Genomic DNA, 18,095 nt, shown 5'->3' on the forward strand with positions numbered 1-18,095 from the left:
AGCTCCGTGCTAGCGGATCGTTTGCCCCATCATCAGCCTGACATCGCGAGTCCCCTCGTAGGCGCAACGTCCGTGCGCCATCAGTAGGTTGTCGACGATCAGGACATCGTCCTTTTCGAGCAGCAGCTGGCGTTCGCATTGTGCGTAAGCGGCGCGTAGCTGCGTGAGTTCGTCATTTCCAATCGGTGAGCCGTCGCCGAAAAAAGAGCGGTTTGGCAGGTAGCCATCGCCGTACAAGTCTCGGATTGAACGGCGCACCGCGTTGTCCAGGCTGGTTTCGTGGAAGAACAGCGCATGGTTGAACCAAGAGGCCTCGCCCGTGACGGGGTGCTTGCTGACGGCGTCGGCGACGCGCGACAGGCTCAGGTTCGCTTCCGAATGCCAGTTGACCCGGTAACCTGCGTCTCGGCAGATGGCATCGACTTCTTCGCGTTGCTCGCACTGGAACACGTACTGCCATGGCATGCCCAACGGCGGACCGAGTTCACGCTGGTAAAGTACGCCGTGCTTTTCGAATCTTTCCCGTAGTGTGTGCGGCAACCGGGCCAGTACTGCACGCGAATCCGCGAGCAGATTTTCTCCGCCCGATGGCGCGGGGGATACACACCAGAAGAACAGCGTGCCCGGCCATTGGTGGGCGTAGGAATTCTCGTTGTGCAGGTCGATGCGCTGGTGTCCCGGGTGCTCGGTTGCGCTGTAGAGATTTTCGCTGAGCCTCGTACGCGGCGTGGAGCGTTCCGTGTAGCTGACAAGTTCGCCGCACAGCCCCGTCGCCAGACGGCCCAGTTCTTGTGCGCAAAGCCCTGCAAAACCCTTGGCCAACACCGCGCCGTAACGCCGCAGCTGCGCAGTCAACTCCGTGCGTGCTTGGATCGCTGCCGTGGCGAGCGAGACGTTGCGCCGAAGTGGCTCGATACGCGGTACCGGGCAGTGCGCATCGGGCGCAATGAAATGCAGCGCTGCACTCGACGCCCCGGCCGGCTTGCGGCGCGCATTCTGCAGCTGCGCGAGCAGCGCGCTCGCTTGTGCTGGCGATGGCGCCCGTACCGCCGGTGCGATGCCCATCGCGTCATTCCTCGGTTCCAAGCGTTCGGCTCGCCTCGCGACCAGTGCCAGCCGTTCCTCTTGGATATCATCCATTCGTGCAAGCCGCGCGAGTACCGTGACGAAATCATCCCAAAGCCGCTGCATGGCTTGCTCTGAATGGCGAGCTGTATTGAATGCCAGGCTGCCTGAGTAGCTGTCTGCATCGCGCTGCAGATTGATCAGGATGTCAAATTTGGCCACGCTGGGTGGGAGCACCTGCTCATGGATGACAAGCATGGATTCATCTTCGAAGGGCGCGCGCTTATCGTTGAGAACGAATTTCACATCGAAGTGTGGCGGCAGATGGGTCTGCCTCGACTTGCGCCACGCCGCCACGAACCATTCGTAGGGATATGCCTGATGGCTGAACGCATCGGTCAATTGGCGCTGGCAGGCTTGAATCATGTCATCGACGTCACCCCTGTCAGGCAGGCGAATCGGCAGTATCAATTGATTCACCATCATCCCGGCGACCTGCTCGAATTCGGGGCGCTCACGGTTGCGCGCGTCAGTGGCGACGGTCACCGGCCGGTGGGTGGTGGGGTCCTCCATCGCCAGGCACAACGCGGCGATCAATACACTCAGCTCGCCGACACGGTGGCGTGCGGTCAGGAGGTCGACCACCTGGGCTGGCGCGCCCGCAATGGAGATGCGCATATGACCCGCCGGCGGCGCGTTCCGCGGCAACGTTTTGGCAGGGACATCGTCGTCAGATGCGGCGCGGCAGTGGATCGCCTGTTCGTGCCAGAAGGCGGCCAGGACCTCACGGCGTGCAGCCAGATGTCGGGACTGCCAGTCGGAGAAGTCCACGTATTGCCACTTCGCCTCAGTCGGTTGGATCTTTTCTCCCGCCTGGATACGTCTGTAGTCCCGCAGCAATTCGCCCAGCACCAGACGCAAGGTCGTGCCATCGCTGACGATATGGTGCAAGACAAGACAGAAACTGTGTGCATTGGCTTGCGTACGCAGCAGCAATGCGCGGATGACCCGACCGCTTTCGAGGTCAAAGGCTTCGTCGGCGAAGGCTCGCAGCAAGGGCTCCATCGGTTCGTCATTTATCACTGCGGTACGGAAATCCGCAGCGATGTCCTCACGCCAACGCTGCAGGTAGTCGCCTTGCTGGAAGCGGTATGCCGTAGTGAAAATGCGGTGGCGCTGCAAGAGTGCTTCGAAGGCCTGTTTCAAGGCGTGGGCCGAGAGGGGGCCTTGGATAGTCAATACGATGTGATCGTGGTAGGCCTGTGTTTCGCCACGGTCATGCAGGATCAGCATCGCCCGCTGTGCGGATGAGACCGGATATTCCTTCTCGCGAGGAACGCGCACCAACGCCGTTCCCTGTGGACCGGCCTTGGCTGCATGCAGCGCGCGGTAGTGGCCAGCGAGCGTGGGCGCACTATAAAAATCGCGCAGCGTGATTTCGACGCCGAAGTGCGCATTGGCCCGTCCCAACAGTTGCAAGGCGATCAGCGAATTACCGCCGGCGTCATGGAAGTTCCCATGGCCATCGAACCGGGGTAGAGCCTCGTGCCACAGGCCGAGCAGCGTTTCGAAGCCTGCGCGTTCAGCCGCACTGGCTAATACAGGGTGCCGAGAAGACATCTCCTGGGCCCGCACTTCACGCAGGAGCGCTTCGAGTCGCAGGGCATCCACTTTCTGGCTCGACGTCAACGGGATTTCGGGAATGCAGATGATGTCGCGGGGCAGGGTGCCGACCTCCCATTGGTCTGCCAGGTGGGCCAGTAACCTCTGGTCGAGCGTGTCGTCGACTTCGCCGCGGGGTACCACGAAGGCGGCGATGGTCGGCGCCGCTTGCGTCCCGTCCAGTCTGCATGCGAGTACGTACGCATCGGTGATCGCCGTATGCCGTACGAGCGCATCGCGCATCGCCGACAGTTCGACTCGGTGCCCGTTGATCTTGAATTGCGTGTCTTGACGTCCCATGAACACCAGTTGGCCGGCAGTATCGATGCGGGCACGGTCGCCGGTGGCGTAGAGCCTGCCGCCTACCGGTCCGAAAGGATCGGGGACAAAGGACGTCGCGGTCTGTACCGGCTTGCGCCAATAGCCCTGTGCGATGCCGACGCCGGCAATGTACACCTGACCTTCGACACCATGGGGTACCGGGCAGAGCCTGTCATCCAGTACGTAGACCTGGACGCCAACCAAAGGCGTGCCGATGCTCACCGGGCCGCTGCGCCGCGCGGCAATGCTGGCACAGGTGGCCCAGATTGTTGCTTCGGTGGGGCCATAGAGGTTTGCCAATGGGGCATTGCAAGCCATGCGCATTTGCCGTAACAGACCATCGTCCAACGCTTCGCCGCCGACTGCCCAGAAGGCCAGCCGCTCAAGAGCGGGCGGCAACCGCCCGCCACGTTGAAGCAGCAGCCGGGCGGCTGACGGTGTGCATTGCAGATGCGTTGCTGGCGGGCTTGGCGCAAGGTCTGTAGGCGGATGGTGGTTCGCGTTGCGCGCCGCCGCGAGTTGCTCCAGGCCGGTGTTGACGACGTCGAGGGGTAGTCCGAAATCGATCAGGCAGGCCACCTCGTCCACGCCAAGGCGATGCAGACGCTGCAATCGCTGCATGGCCGTGCATGGGCCGCAGACCAGACTCCGGTCGGCGATGAGTCGCCGTGTGGCGGTCTCGATCAGTGGGTCTTGTGCGTGCACCTCCAGGTCGGGAGCCAGACTGCGCAGTGCATCACGTGCGCCGGCGAGGTAGCGTGCAAGCAGCGGTTGCGCCACCGCGACAGCCTCGGCGTCGTTCACGCCAACATACGTGTGCAGCATCAGTACGACCCGACCTGGTGGTCCGTCATCGCCGTGGAACGCGTGCCATGCCCGCCGGTAGCATTCGATATTGCGGGCCAGTTGCTCAATGTCCTGCTCCAGCAGGTGTGTAAGGACATCCAGGCCTTGTTCGGCCGCCGCCTCGAACTGATCGGGGCGGTTCGATACCGTCATCGACAGCGGGATGTCGGCCAGTGGCGCTAGCGCAATGCGGGCTTCGAAGTAGCGGCCCTCGGGATCATGGAACGGGACCGATTGGCTTTTCCATAACCTGCGTAAATCGTGCAATTGTTCAAAGCGCGTATCCGCGCGTTGCGAAATAGGGCGGTGGGCGAGAACGAAGTCGGCCGGGTTCCACCCGGATGCGAGCGAGAGGCCCGCGCGACCGCCTGAAAAACGGGAAACCGCGGCCCAGTCCTCGGCCAGTCGGACAGTATGCTGCAGCGGCCCTATCACGCTGCCCGCCCGGATCGCGATACGCTGCGTCAGGGCGGCAAGGTGGGTGGCTGTCAGCGCGGGATTGGAGAAGAAGCCTCCAAATGCGGTGAAGTGTCGTTCCGGTGTCCACAGGGTGTCGAAACCGTTGCGGTCGCCCCACTGTGCGGTCTGCTGTAGCAGCGCCAGATGATCGGACGGCGTGTAGTCGTCGGTCGAGCCAAAATAGAACAGGCCCAGTGCGGGCAATGGACCTGTTCCGTCGGGTATGGAGTGCGGTGGAGCATTGCACAGCTCGGCGAGCGATCCGATCCTGACCAGGAAGCCGCGGCTCATGGACCACAGCAGTTCCAGGATCGAGATATCGAAGGAAAGGCTGGAAACCGCAAGCCACACATCGCAGGACGTGCGTGGCACGAGCTGGTCCATCGCGCTGCAGAAGGCCTCCAGATTACCACGTGTCACGAGTACGCCCTTGGGGTTTCCCGTTGAGCCGGAGGTATAAAGCAGGTAGGCCGGCAGGCCGGCGTCAAGAGGCAGTGGAGCCGAGTCATACGGTGGCAATGAGTAGGCGTCGGCCAGCCAGAGCGAGAGATCTTGCCATTCGCCTGGAAGATTTCGGGCCGTGTCATCGGCAAGCCGCCAATGGGCCGCCGCGTCGTCGAGAATGAATCTCAGCTTGGCGGGAGGGAGGTCTGGCGCCAGTGGCACGTACGTCAGGCCGCGCGCGAGGCAAGCCCAGATTGCGCACAGTGTCGCCTGGTTGCGGTCGCCCAGGATGACGACCCGATCACCTGGGCGGGCGCCCAGGCGATCGAGACCGATCGCGATCGCTCGGATGCCGCCAAGCATCTGCGAGAACGTAAGCGTCGTCCCGTTACCAGCGTCCAGTGCCAGGTCATCGGGCCTTAGTGTGGCCTGATCAAGCAGTGCATCCAGTGGCGATGCGCAGTCGCCCGCACTCGGACCCGGTCCTTCGAGCACGGCCAGAGGCACGTTGTCGGGCATCAGTTGGCCGATGGGGGTGGTCGGGTCGTCAAGTGCTTGGCATAGCTGTATGAGCATACTGCCCAGGCCCTCGGCGAACGATTCGATGGCCGCCTCGTTGTAGAGTCCGCTGTCGTACTCGATCCAGAGGTCGATGCCGTCGGAATCTTCGGCGAGATAGACGCTCAGATCGAATTTAGCGATGCCAGTGTCCACATCCAGCATGGCCATTTCCACTTCGCCAAGTTGCAAGGGTGGCAGCGGATTGTTCTGCAGTGCGAACAATATTGACGGCGACTCACTGACCGTTTGCGGCGCTTCGTGGGCGATGCTGTAGAGCGACACCTCGCCGTGGCGCATCAGGTCGCGCAAAGTCGCCACGACGCTTGTGACGAAGTCGGCTACCGTTTCATCCGCTGCGCAGCGGTGGCGCACGATCACGGTATTGGCGAGATAGCCGACAAGGCGTTGCCGCTGTCGTTCGTTGCGGTTGGCGAGCAGGGTGGCAATGGCGATGTCGTTGTCGCCGCTGCGGCACGCAAGAAATCGCAGGAATGCGGCGAGCATCAGTTGGTAGCGCGTGACGCGCAGTGCGCGGGCCGAGGCATCGAGCGAGGCCATGATGCCGTCGAAGCGGTGCTTGAGCGTGCGTCCGCGCCGCGACTGCGGCCGAAGACGGTACGCCTCGCCGTTGGACGGAAGACGTGTCCACCGTAGCCCGTCCAGATGCTTCTTCCAATAGGCCAGCGATGCCAGATAGGCGGGCTGTCTCGTCGCATCCAATGCGTCAGCGACATAGTCGCCGATGCGATAGGGTGGTGCTGCTGGCGTAGCCTGTGGCGATCCGGTTTCGCCCGAAGTGTATGCGACATAGGCGGCCGCGATCTCTGTAATCAGGATGCCCAACGACCAACCGTCCATCACCATGTGGTGGAAAACCAGCAGCAGGATGGCGTTTCCCGGTTCCAGCGTGAGCAGGCTGGCTCGCATCAGTGGGCCATGCTCAAGATCGAAAGGACGGCGCGCTTCCTGCCGAGCGCACCGTGTCACGGCGAACTGCCGCGCGCGGACGCCCAGCGCGCTCAGGTCATGCCGCTGCCATGCCAGCTCGGCGTTGGGTTCTATGCGTGCGACCGGCTTGCCGTCTACGCAGGGGAAACGCATGCGCAGACTGTCGTGCCGAGCCATGGCCTGCCGCAGGCAGACCGCAAGCGCTGTCTCGTCGAGTGGGCCCGATAGCCGTAACGCACTGAGATGGTGATAGGCGGGATCAAGCGGATACCGTTGCGTCAGCCCCCAAAGCCGGCGTTGCCCCAGGGTCAGGGGTAATGTTTCCACGGTGCGCGCATCCAGCGCTTCGGTGTGCATGTCCGGTATCGCCATACCTAGCTGAGGCGGTCGCTGACGACCTGGAGCGTGCAGCTTCTGTCTGCCGCCAGTACGTTCATTCAGTCGAGCTGCATGACTTGAAAGATGTTGCCCTCGGGGTCGGCGCCGTCGTACATCGAATAGGCGAATCCGTCATAGCGCTTGAGCGCCTGCACGGCAACACCGGCGGCGGCAAGCGTCTCCCGATGTTTTTCCAGATTGGCAGGGACTGTGAAGACGATCTTCGTATTGGGCCCGCAATGGTCTTGCGAGGGCGGCGTGCGAAAGGCGGGGCCGACGAGGTGCAGCGCCAGCTCCACGCCGCCCGCATCGAAGACGACCCACTCGTTCTCGATTTCCTCGGTGATGATGGAAAGCCCGAAGTGCTGCTGGTAAAAAGCCTTGAGCAGCGCGACATCCCGCACATAGATAATCAACCGAGACATTCTGGCTGTCATGGTATTTTCCTTGAACGAAGAGAAGATAAGCTGAGTCGGGAAGCGCTCGAAGAAGTGCTTGACCGACTATCAGTCTTCAGTTGAACCATTCCATTTGATCCAAGAATTCGCATTGGCGTGCCGCTCGTTGCTCAGATCAGACCCAAGCTTGCGTGTGTGTCACAGGGCAAAGCATGGATCATCACGTCCTTCCGTACAAGAGGTGGATCGGAGTATCTTTAAGACGGAGTCGTCATGCAATTACCATTATCGTTATCATTTGGAATAGGATAATGTCGTATTGAAATGACAGCATGCCGTCCCGCTTGTGCGGGGGCAATGTTGCGCTGAACTGCCAGGGAAAGGATTTCAGAAGGGTGGGGAATGGTGAGTGCCAGGGACGACGATTCACTTGACGATAAGGGTGCCATCGCAATTGTTGGCATGGCTTGTCGTTTTTCTGGTGCCGCCGGCCTTCAAGCGTTCTGGCAGATGCTGCTCGAGCAACGCTGCGGTGTGCGCATGCTATCGGACGAAGCCTTGCTGGCGGCCGGCGTGCCATCCGACACATTGCTCGATCACGCCTATGTGAAAGCGAATGGCAGCCTTGAAGATGCCTTGGGTTTCGATGCCGGCTTCTTCGGTTACGCACCCCAAGAGGCTGCCCTGATCGATCCGCAGCACCGCGTCTTTCTCGAGGCTTGTTGGCACGCACGCGAGGATGCGATTGGCCAGCGTTCGGCGGATGAGCGCATCGGCGTCTACGCCGGGTCTGGTTTCAACACCTATCTGCTAACCCATGTGCACGCCGACTCCAAGTCATGGCAAGGTCCGGACCGCTGGCGCGCCGGCCTGGCGAACGATAAGGACACGCTGACCTCCAGGGTCGCGTACAAACTCGGTTTGACCGGGCCGGCCGTTACCGTGCAAACGGCGTGTTCCACCTCGTTGGTGGCCGTTCACCTTGCCTGCCAGGCCATTCTCGACGGTGATTGCGAAATGGCGCTGGCCGGCGGCGCAAGCGTGCACTTCCCGCTGGGCCACGGCTATCGTCACCATGCTGAAAGCGTTGAGGCCCAGGATGGCGTTTGCCGGCCTTTCAGTCCCGATGCGACGGGTACGGTCTTCACCGACGGTGTCGGGGTGGTCTTGCTGCGCCGGTACGAGGATGCGCAGCGTGCAGGTGATCGAATCTATGCGGTAATACGTGGTTCCGCCATCAACAACGATGGAGCCGACAAGGTCGGTTTCACGGCTCCAGGCATGCGTGGACAGGTCGACGTGATCCGCATGGCCCATGCCGTCGCCGGCATGACGGGAGAGACGGTCGATTATGTAGAGGCACATGGCACTGGGACGACCGTCGGCGACAGCATCGAGCTGCAGGCCCTGGAGCAAGCGTTCGAAACGCCCGGTTCCAGGACCTCAACCTGCCTGTTGGGGGCTGTCAAAGGTAACCTTGGGCATACCGACAATGCGGCGGGCATCGCGGGCCTGATCAAGGTGGCGCTCAGCTTGTTTCATCGCCAGTGGCCAGCGACCTTGCATGCCACTGCGCAAACGGCGACGCGACCTGGCTCGAGATTTTCCATTTGTCACCGGCCGATGTCTTGGGCTGACTGCGAGCGACTCCGGTATGCGGGCGTCAGCTCGTTCGGTATCGGTGGCACCAACGCGCACGTGGTTGTCCAGCAAACCCCTCGGCTCGAAGCGCGCAAGCACGAGCATGGCGGGAATCCTCTGGAAACGGGTTGGGGGGCGGCAGGCCACCCGTTTCAGCGAGCGCACCTCGAATACCGATCGTCAGGGCGAACGCCGCGCGAAGACGACTCAGGCGTACGTATCAACCATCTGCAATGGAGCGCCGAGGCTCAGCGACGCCACCCTTCGGAGGGCACGCTCGGCAGCATTCTCCTGGTCGCCGAAGTGGCGCCTCCCGCAGAACTGCTGCGCCGCCTCAGTACTCACGGCCAAGTCGAGCTCTGGTTGCATGCCGGGGCGAAAATCACGGGCACGCTGGCACACCCGGTATTCGACCGCTTTGACTTTACAGACAATGCACAGTGGGATCGCGCCTGGAGGCGTCGTGTGCATCAGCCTCCTTCGACGATTATCTACCTGGGTGCCCTGGAGGGCATGCCCGCGGCATTCGACGTAACGCTTGCCTGTGCGCTCGGTTTCGGCGGTGGGATTGCACGTGCGCGCAACGGGAGTTGGCCGCCAGTCGGGGTTCACTGGGTCACGGCCGGGTTGTTTGACGCTGGCGGTGTGGCACCGTCGCCAGCCCATCTGGCTATTTGGGGGCCTGCGCGCGTGCTTGCGCAGGAAGTGACAGGCTTGGGCTGTCGGGTGTATGACGTCCGCGCAGGCGTGCGGCAACGCGACGTGGATGCATGGTCGACGTTGCTCACGTTGATCGCCACCGAGTCAGTTGGCGACCCGATGGCCGGATCGTTTGCCGCCTATGCGTTGCGTGGCGAACGGATTTTCGTGCCGCACGTTTCCTCGATCGTCCAACCGCCTGCGCACTCCGCGAGCGCACCGGTGCTTCGCACAGGCGGTACCTATCTGGTCACGGGCGGTGCGGGCGGGGTTGGGCGGGCGCTTGCCGCGTGGTTGAGCACCCATTACGGCGCGCGCGTGATCGTGTGCGGACGTCGTCCAATCGAGTCGGTGGAGGACTGGGGCGACTTTCAGGCGAGATTCACGTCGATCCTCTATGTTCAGGCCGACGTGGCAAGCGACACCCAGCTTAAATCCATCGCGCAAAATACAGGTATTTCTCTCCAGGACATTCAGGGGGTTTTCCATTGCGCCGGTGTCGCCGGCGCCGGTGGCCTGCGCACGAAGGACATCGAAATGGCTCAGCGGCGATGCGCCGCCAAGGTCACCGGCGCACAGGCGTTGTCCCGGGTGTTCAGCGAGGTGCCCCTGGACTTCGTGGTGTTCTTCAGCTCGATCAACGGCTGGGTTGGCGGCCCCGGACAGGCCGAATATTGTTCGGCGAATGCCTATCTGGATGCGCTGGCACAATCCGGCACATTGCCCTGGCGCACGCTCTCGATTGCCTGGGATACCTGGCTGGACACCGGCATGGCACGGCGCTCGATTGACGCGGTGCACTCATCGGTGTCGTCCATCGATGGGCACGAGTCCACCACCTTCATCACGCTGCCAGCCCACTCCTGGTTGTTGAGCGAGCACCGTGTCGACGGTGTAGCGCTATTGCCTGGCACCGCACACATCTCCTTGCTCCTGCGAATAGCCGACGCCGCCGGTTTGCCCCGTGTGCTGGTTGACGTCAGGTTGCTGAATCCGGCTTTGGTGCGCGAGGGGGCGGACATGCACCTATGCGTGCCAGAGCACGTCTGCGCGGGGACCGACGTCCAAATCCGCGATTCAAGCGGCGTGGTGCTCAGTACAGCGACACCCGGTGGCGCGCTCGATGTCGTCATGGCAATGACTTGTCCTTCTTTTGTTCGGGCGTTTTGTGCGACCCAGGCCCAGCCCTGTACGTTCTCGGTGCCCGCTCGGTTGCAGGTGGGGGAGCGTTGGCGTTGCCTCGAAGACGTCAGCCGCTGCGGCAATGTCTATCGTGTGGTCCTGCAAACAGACCAGCTGGCGCAGGATTTTGGAGAATGGCCCTGGCATCCCGCCGTGATGGATGTGGCGCTGTTGCCGATACAAATGGAGGCCGGAGCATTCGCGGTGCCCGTGGCCTTCGAGCGTGTGCAGGCGAGTGTCTCGCTCGCGGCGGCCCGCTTCAGTTATGTGTGCGTGCGAGAGACCTCGGCATCGCTGCGGGTAGCGGATGTCTGTATCACGGATGAGCACAATGCAGTGTTGCTGTTGATGTCGGGTGTCACGTTTACCCCGCTCGATGCCCATCTTCTGCGGGCGCGCGCCGTAACGGACGAGGCGTTGTCCCGCGGCCTGCCCGTGGCGACGGCGCTCGATCAGCTCGAACGTCTGCTGGACCATTGCGCGCTCGATGCCGTGATGCTCACATCGACAAGCTTGCCCGAACTCGAGCGCTTCAGCGAGGCGCTGGCCTGCCGCTATCGCAGCATCGCCACACAACCGACTAACGAGGCCAAGCCGGCCTTGCAGGACACCGACGCACGTGAAGCGTTGCTGTGTCGACTGGTCGCGACCAACCTTGGCTACGATCAAGTCGCGGCACAGGACAACTACTTTTCATTGGGGGGCGACTCGCTGAGTGGCCTGCTATTGATTGAAAATGCTCGCAAGGAGGGGATTCAACTTTCCCTGGATTTGCTCTACGAGACAAAGACCCTGGCGGAGCTTGCGCAGAAGGTGGATTGGAACGCGGCCCACAGCGAAGCCGTGTCACGCGCAGAACCGTTCTCTTTATTGCATGACGATGATCGCATCCGCATTGCCGAAGATGTAGTCGATGCTTTCCCATTGTCCGAGCTGCAAAAAGGCATCGTTTACTACCGCTCACGGTACGCAGAGCAGTCCATTTATCGCGACCTGCTTTGGGTGGATGTCGAGGGACCACTCGATGAGACGTTGTTGAGGCAGGCTTGGTCGAACTGCGTGCAACGGCATCCGGTACTGCGGTCACGGGTTGAATTGACGCAATTTCGCGAGCCGCTGCAGATCGTCCATGCCCATGTCGAAGCCCCCATGGCCATAGGTGATCTGTCTGGCCGCAGCGTGCGTCAGTGGGCAGAGGAAGTCGACCTGAAATCCAGTTGCCCTGTAGGCCGGGCCGCGTATCTGTTCGCGCTGCCCGACGCTGACGTGCTGCATTTGGTATTACTGCTCGACGATGCCTTGCTGGATGGCTGGAGCGCCACTTCGCTGCTTGCAGAACTGCTTATCGGTTACGGAGGGCTGCTGGACGGGCAGGTGCCGTCGTCGCTGCCAGCCCCTTCGTTGTCGTTTCATGACCATGTGCGCCATGAGCGTAAGGTCATAGCCGCGGGTCAAGAGCATGGTTTTTGGCGGGAGCGTCTGCAGGGTTGCGTGCCTTCGACGCTCACGCGCGGGATAGCCGGTGCGGCGTGCCGCGGGCCCGAGATCACGATTCGTGAGATGCCATTCGGGGCTGCACGGCATGTCGATGCCCTTGCCAATAGCTGTGCCACCACGCCGAAAGTGGTGCTGCTGGCCAGCTATCTGCGAGCGCTTTCGCTCTGGTGTGGTACGAACGAGGTGACGACTGGCCTCGAAACGCACACCCGCCTCGAAACCGACGGCGGGAGCGAAGTTCTGGGGTTGCACCTGAACATGTTGCCGTTCCGGCAGGTACTCACCGCCATGTCGGTGCGTCACTACCTTTCAGGGGTCGCCCAGGCGGAAGCACAAACCATTGTCCATCGGCATCTGCCGCTGAGCGAGATCCAGCGTGACTGGTCCGTGCCCTTGTTCGACAACTGCTTCAACTACACCCAGTTTCGCAAGCTACATGAGATAGCGGAACGAGGAAGCCTCGGTAAATCCTTGCGTTTGAAGAGGTATGCGGGCGAAGAAAAAACCCACTATCCGTTCAAGTTGTGGGTTGACTGCTCCGGTGCGGGTGTTTACCAGTTGTATATCGCTTTCGACAGCGTGCGCGTCGATGAAGCCGATGCGCAGGCGGTCGCCGCACTGTTCGACAGCGTGCTAGAGGCTTTCGCGCGCGATACCAGCGCGGATGTGATGTCGATTGGCGCGCCATCGAGCAATGACGGCGCGCTGCGTTGCACCGAAACCATTCCTGAATTGGGCGAGCTGTTCCAGGAGGCATGGCAAGCCCACGCGGATCGCATCGCTGTGCGCGAGGCGCAGCAGGCGTTTTCTTACCGCGAGCTTTCGAGGGCGGTGGAGTGCGTCGCTCTGGAATTACAGCGCAAAGGCTGCAAGCCCGGCATGACGGTGGCGGTTTTGCTGCCGCGCTCGTTCCGCTGGGTCGTGGCGATGCTCGGGGTGTTGAAAGCCTGCGCGACGATCCTCCCGATTGATCCGTACCTGCCTGAAGGTCGAGTCCAGATGATGCTACGGCAGGGGCGACCACGATTTGTCATCACGGACACGGCGATCAGCGAAGAACGCCTGTCCGATTGGCGCGGGCCGGTAATCACCAACGTCGAAACTGCGACCTGGCCCGATGACCTGCCGATCGGTCCCTGGGCACCATCGGCCAATCTACCTGCTTACCTGATTTTCACTTCAGGCAGCATGGGGACGCCCAAAGGGGTGCTCAATACGTGCAAGGGGCTGGCGAACCGTCTGGCCTGGCAATTGCGCAATCATCCGCTCCACCCGGGCGATGTCTTGCTGTCGCGTACGCCTGCGAGCTTTGTCGATGTGTTCTGGGAGAACTTTGGCCCCTTGTGCGCGGGGGCGACACTGGTCATCGCCGATGATGCCGAGAGCCGCGACCCGGCACGGATCGCCCAGCTGTTGTGGCGTTGGCATGTGACTCACCTCGTTGTCGTCCCCACTTTGCTGGAGCCTATCCTTGCTCGGATCAAGGCGGACCCGGGGCGTGACGCGCTCGCACTACGGCAGGTGTCGCTCAGCGGGGAACCGTTGAAAGTTGCGTTGATGGAACGTGCACGTGCGCTGTTGCCTGCCGTCAGGTGGTTGAACGTCTACGGCTCTTCGGAGGTGTCGGCCGACGTCAGTGTCTTCGAACTCGGTGATTGGCAGGCGCGCCCGGACGAACCTTCAGTCGTTCCAGCAGGGGAGGCGCTGTGCAACGTGGGTCTGCATCTGCTCGACGAGAACCTGCAGCCTGTGCGTCCCGGGTGTATGGGGGAGCTTTACGTCAGTGGCCCGGCCCTGGCTCATGGCTACTTGCACCAGCCGGGGCTGACCGCCATTCGTTTTGTGCCGAACCCATGGCCGCTGGACGCCAACGATACCCGTCTGTTCCGGACCGGTGATGTCGCGCGACACGGACGTTGCGGGCTCGAAATCGTGGGGCGCTCGGATCGACAGATCAAAGTACGGGGGGTGCGTATTGATCTTGACGATCTCGAAACGCGCCTGGAGCGCCTGGCGCCTGTGTTGCGCGCGGCTCTGGTCGACAGCGCCGACGGGTTGTCAGCCTTCGTGCAGTGCCGCGCCGAGGCCGATTCAAAGCAGCTATGGCCCGCGTTGCGCTTGCAGTTGCTGCCCGAAGAGCGGCCCGCCCGGCTGTGGCTGGTCGAGCGTATGCCGCTGACTCTGGCGGGCAAGATCGATCGTCTTGCACTCGCCGGCACCGGTATCTTGTTGTCGGACATGGTGCGCGTCGAACTCCAGGGCGACATCGAGAACCGGTTGGCCGGACTGTGGCGTGAGCTGTTGCCGAGCGCGAGCGTCCATGCTGACAGCCACTTCGATGAACTGGGCGGGCACTCGCTGCTGGTGCTCCAACTGGCAGGCACCATCGAAAGAGCGTTCGGCTGCCGCCTGAGCATCGCGCAATTGCAGGCAACCGGTCAATTGCGTGCACAGGCCCGATTGATCGAGGCCCAGCGTGGCATTGCGCCGATCGAGAACGGGAAGATCGAATCCGATCCCGGGATGCAATCGCAGCCTTTCCTGCCGACTGCGCTGCAGCAGGCTTATTGGGTCGCACGGCACCGAGAGGGACCGGAGGGTGGAAGCACCCATATCTATCAGGAATGGGTGATCCCGCGACTCGAAACGCATCGGCTTGAGGCCGCATGGAATCGCCTGATCGAGCGTCATGGCATGCTGCGCGCGCGCCTCGATGCGAGCGGCCTGCTGTCGGTGCGCGATGCAGGTGTCTACCACATTGAATGCCATGACCTGTCGGAACTGGCGCCGCAGACCCGTGAAGCGGTATTGCTGCGGTGGCGCGAGCAGCATGCCTTCACGCCTTTTGGCAACCGCGACGAGCCGTTCCTGCTGCAGGTGTTCCGACTGCCCGACGGCGAGGCCATGCTCGCCGTGAAGCTCGATCTGCTATACGCGGATGCATGGAGCATGGGCATCATCGCTCGTGAACTCTGGACGCTCTACGCCAATCCGGCCACCGAGCTAGCGCCTCTGTCGATCTCCTTTCGCGACGTACTCGAATACACGCGAGCCCATGAAAACCCGGCCGCGCGAGAGGCGGCGCGGCATTATTGGAGCGAGCGCATGGGCTGTTTCTCGGGCGCACCGGACTTACCGGTTCGTGGGCGTCTGCCTGGCTCCCTGGCGGTGCGACGACTCGATATGGTACTCGACCCTTTGCAGAAACAGGCGCTGGAGTCGTTGGCCCTGCGTGCGGGTCTTCAAGCGAGCAGTTTGCTGTTGGCTGTGTTCGCTGCGGTACTGCAACGCTGGTCGCTGAAGAAGGCATTCTCGCTGACACTGACCTTGTTCGATCGCCCGTTCGTGCATCCAGAGGTCAATGGTGTGGTCGGGGATTTCACCTCAGTGCTCTGGATGGAGATTGACGGTGAGCGCCCCAGCTCCTTTATCGAATTCGCCCGTGCGTTGCATGCTCGGCTGCAGGACGGGTTGGACCATCGCGCGTTCGATGGCATCGACATGGCGCGCGCTACGCAATCGCAATTGCGGGTTGTGGATGCGATGCGCTACGTATTCACTTACATCGCCCAAGGGGATGATGGCTCGGCCATGTTTCCCGAGGGCTCTGTCGAGCGCTACCGCGTCACCCGAACAGCCGGCGTGTGGCTTGATAATCAGGTCGTCGGCGAAGCCGGAAAGCTGCGGCTGCATTGGGACGTTGTAGACGAGCGATTTCCGGCCGGCATGGTCGACGACATGTTCGCCGCATACCGGGCGCTGGTCGAGGCGTTGATCGCGCAGGCGGGTACCGAAGGGCTCGGAGAGGGCTGCGGGGTGCAGCTGCCACGGGCGCAGCAGGCCCGTCGGCAGGCTGACGGGCAGACCGACGTGTCCATTCAGGATTACCTCGCGGACATCGACATGCACTGCGGCGCATCACCCGATGCTCCCGCCGTTATCGCGGCCGACAGGACGCTCTCGTACGGCGAGCTGTGGACCCGCGCCCGGCGCGTGGCACTGGACCTGAAGACTGACGCACCCCATGCCTCCAGCGTGGCGATTCATCTTGAGCCGGGCTGGCGCTATGTGGTTGCAGTGCTCGCCACGCAGATGGCAGGTGTCGCCTACGTACCGCTGTCGTTGCGCTGGCCCCGCGCGCGCGTGATTGACGTGATCGACAGCTATGGCATCGACCATGTGTTTGCCGATGAGGAGGTCGCCGGGTGGAGTTCGAGGCTGTCCCTCGTACGGACACTGTCGGTGCCGACGCAGGAAGATCCACGGGCACCGCTCCCGTCCATGTCCATGGCTTCGGATCCTGCGCTGCTTGCCTATGTGATGTTCACCTCAGGCAGCAGCGGCACACCCAAGGGGGTAATGATGCGGCGCGGTGCGGTCGCCAACACACTGCGCGACGTCTGCGCACGCCTGCGCATGAATCCCGGCAGTCGTGTATTTGGATTATCCGATCCAGGCTTCGATCTATCCGTGTTCGACATGCTGGGTCCGTTGATGGTGGGCGGTGCGCTGGTACTGCCTGACGCCTCCGACCGGATGAATCCACAGGCCTGGTGGACGCTTTGCCGCCGACACGGCGTCACGATCTGGAATACGGCTCCCGCTCTGTTTGAAATGCTTGCCGACTACGGCAAGGGCAAGACGGATCGCATAGGCACCCTCGATTTGCGTTGGGTAATGCTGAGCGGCGATTGGATCTCACTGCATTTGCCTGGCCTGTTACGCGAACTCGCGCCTGGAGCGCGGCTGCTCTCGCTGGGTGGCGCCACCGAGGCGGGCATCTGGTCCGTCTCGTTCCCGGTGACGACTGTCCAGGAGGACTGGACCAGCATTCCCTACGGCAGGCCATTGCGAGGTCAGCGTTGCGACATCGTGGATGTGTTCGACGAGCCTTGCCCCGATGGCGTGGCGGGCGAGCTGACCATCTCCGGTGCGAGTCTGAGCGACGGTTACTGGCAGCGCCCGGCGCTCACCGAGCGGGCTTTTTTTATCGATGGGCGAACCGGTGAACGCCGCTACCGGACCGGTGACCTGGCCCGCTATCGCGCCGACGGTGTGATCGAATTACTGGGGCGGATGGACTCGCAGATCAAGATCGCCGGCCACCGTATCGAGTGCAAGGAAGTCGAGCATGCCGTACTGACGTATCCCGGTGTTGCACGCGCCGTGGTGGTGCCTCTCAAGGACCGTGGCGGTTTGACGCTGCACGCGGTGGTGGAGCACGAGGACGGCGTATCGATCGAGTCGATCCGCCAGCATTGTGCCGAACGCTTACCCGAGGTCATGGTTCCGCGCCATTGGCACAGCAACCTGGGCATTACGTTGAGCGACAACGGCAAGGTTGACCGTCGCGCACTGCAACAACGCATCGAAGCGATGTTACAAGAGAGAGTCGAGGATGGCGTGCCCAATGGTTAGATTTCAAAGATGTCGACATGCCGGATGGTCGGTGGGTGTGTTGCTGCTTCTTGTCATGTCGGGTGCCCGTGCCCAGAGCGGCGCATACCTGTCGAAGGACTGCACCGCCTGTCACGATACGGCGCTGGGTCATAACCTGGCGATTCCCTCCATCGTGGGGCAGAAGCGCGAATTTCTGCGCAATCGCCTGGAGATGTTTCGCCACCCCGGTTCTGATGCGAAGGTCATGCCGCGGCTCTCGTCCGGGTACTCGCCTGCGGAGCTGGATGAGATCGTGGATTACCTTTCGGCCCGACCTTCGTCGCTGAAACAGGCCACCGATAAACCTGCAGAGGCCGCGCCCGAAGGGGAGAGCCAATACCGGACGCATTGCGCGGCGTGCCACGAGCATCTCGACGCGAGTCCGCTGCTGATTGGACAGAACCGCACCTACCTCGTCAACGCGCTGCGCGATTTCGTCTTTGGAACCCGACCCATGCCGGACGGCATGCGCGAAAGTCTCTCCGCGCTGACGACCGCAAACCTGGCCGCGGTGCTCGATTTCATGGCCGCGTCAAACAAAGGAAAAGAGTGAAG

Annotated in this window: 4 protein-coding genes; 2 read left to right on the top strand and 2 right to left on the bottom strand. The window is 62.2% G+C overall.

Annotation, left to right across the window (positions count from 1 at the left end; all coding sequences use genetic code 11):
- Window positions 1-9: 9 nt before the first annotated feature.
- Window positions 10-6,663 carry a MupA/Atu3671 family FMN-dependent luciferase-like monooxygenase gene (locus AO356_RS26495; protein ID WP_203225765.1) on the bottom strand — a complete coding sequence of 2,218 codons (6,654 nt, stop codon included), beginning with the start codon at window positions 6,661-6,663 and terminating at the stop codon, window positions 10-12.
- An 80-nt stretch (window positions 6,664-6,743) separates the two neighbouring features.
- Window positions 6,744-7,121 (bottom strand): VOC family protein, encoded by a 378-nt coding sequence (locus tag AO356_RS26500; protein WP_060742312.1) that lies wholly within the window; start codon window positions 7,119-7,121, stop codon window positions 6,744-6,746.
- Between the two features lie 363 nt (window positions 7,122-7,484).
- Between AO356_RS26500 and AO356_RS26505 the strand changes: the two genes are divergently transcribed.
- The gene (locus tag AO356_RS26505) at window positions 7,485-17,519 is read left to right on the top strand and encodes a non-ribosomal peptide synthetase (protein ID WP_060742313.1); all 10,035 of its coding nucleotides are present in this window, start codon (window positions 7,485-7,487) and stop codon (window positions 17,517-17,519) included.
- Between the two features lie 37 nt (window positions 17,520-17,556).
- The gene (locus tag AO356_RS26510) at window positions 17,557-18,093 is read left to right on the top strand and encodes a c-type cytochrome (protein WP_160320221.1); all 537 of its coding nucleotides are present in this window, start codon (window positions 17,557-17,559) and stop codon (window positions 18,091-18,093) included.
- Window positions 18,094-18,095: the final 2 nt, after the last annotated feature.

This window comes from Pseudomonas fluorescens, assembly GCF_001307275.1.
GTDB classification, from domain to species: Bacteria; Pseudomonadota; Gammaproteobacteria; order Pseudomonadales; family Pseudomonadaceae; genus Aquipseudomonas; species Aquipseudomonas fluorescens_AA.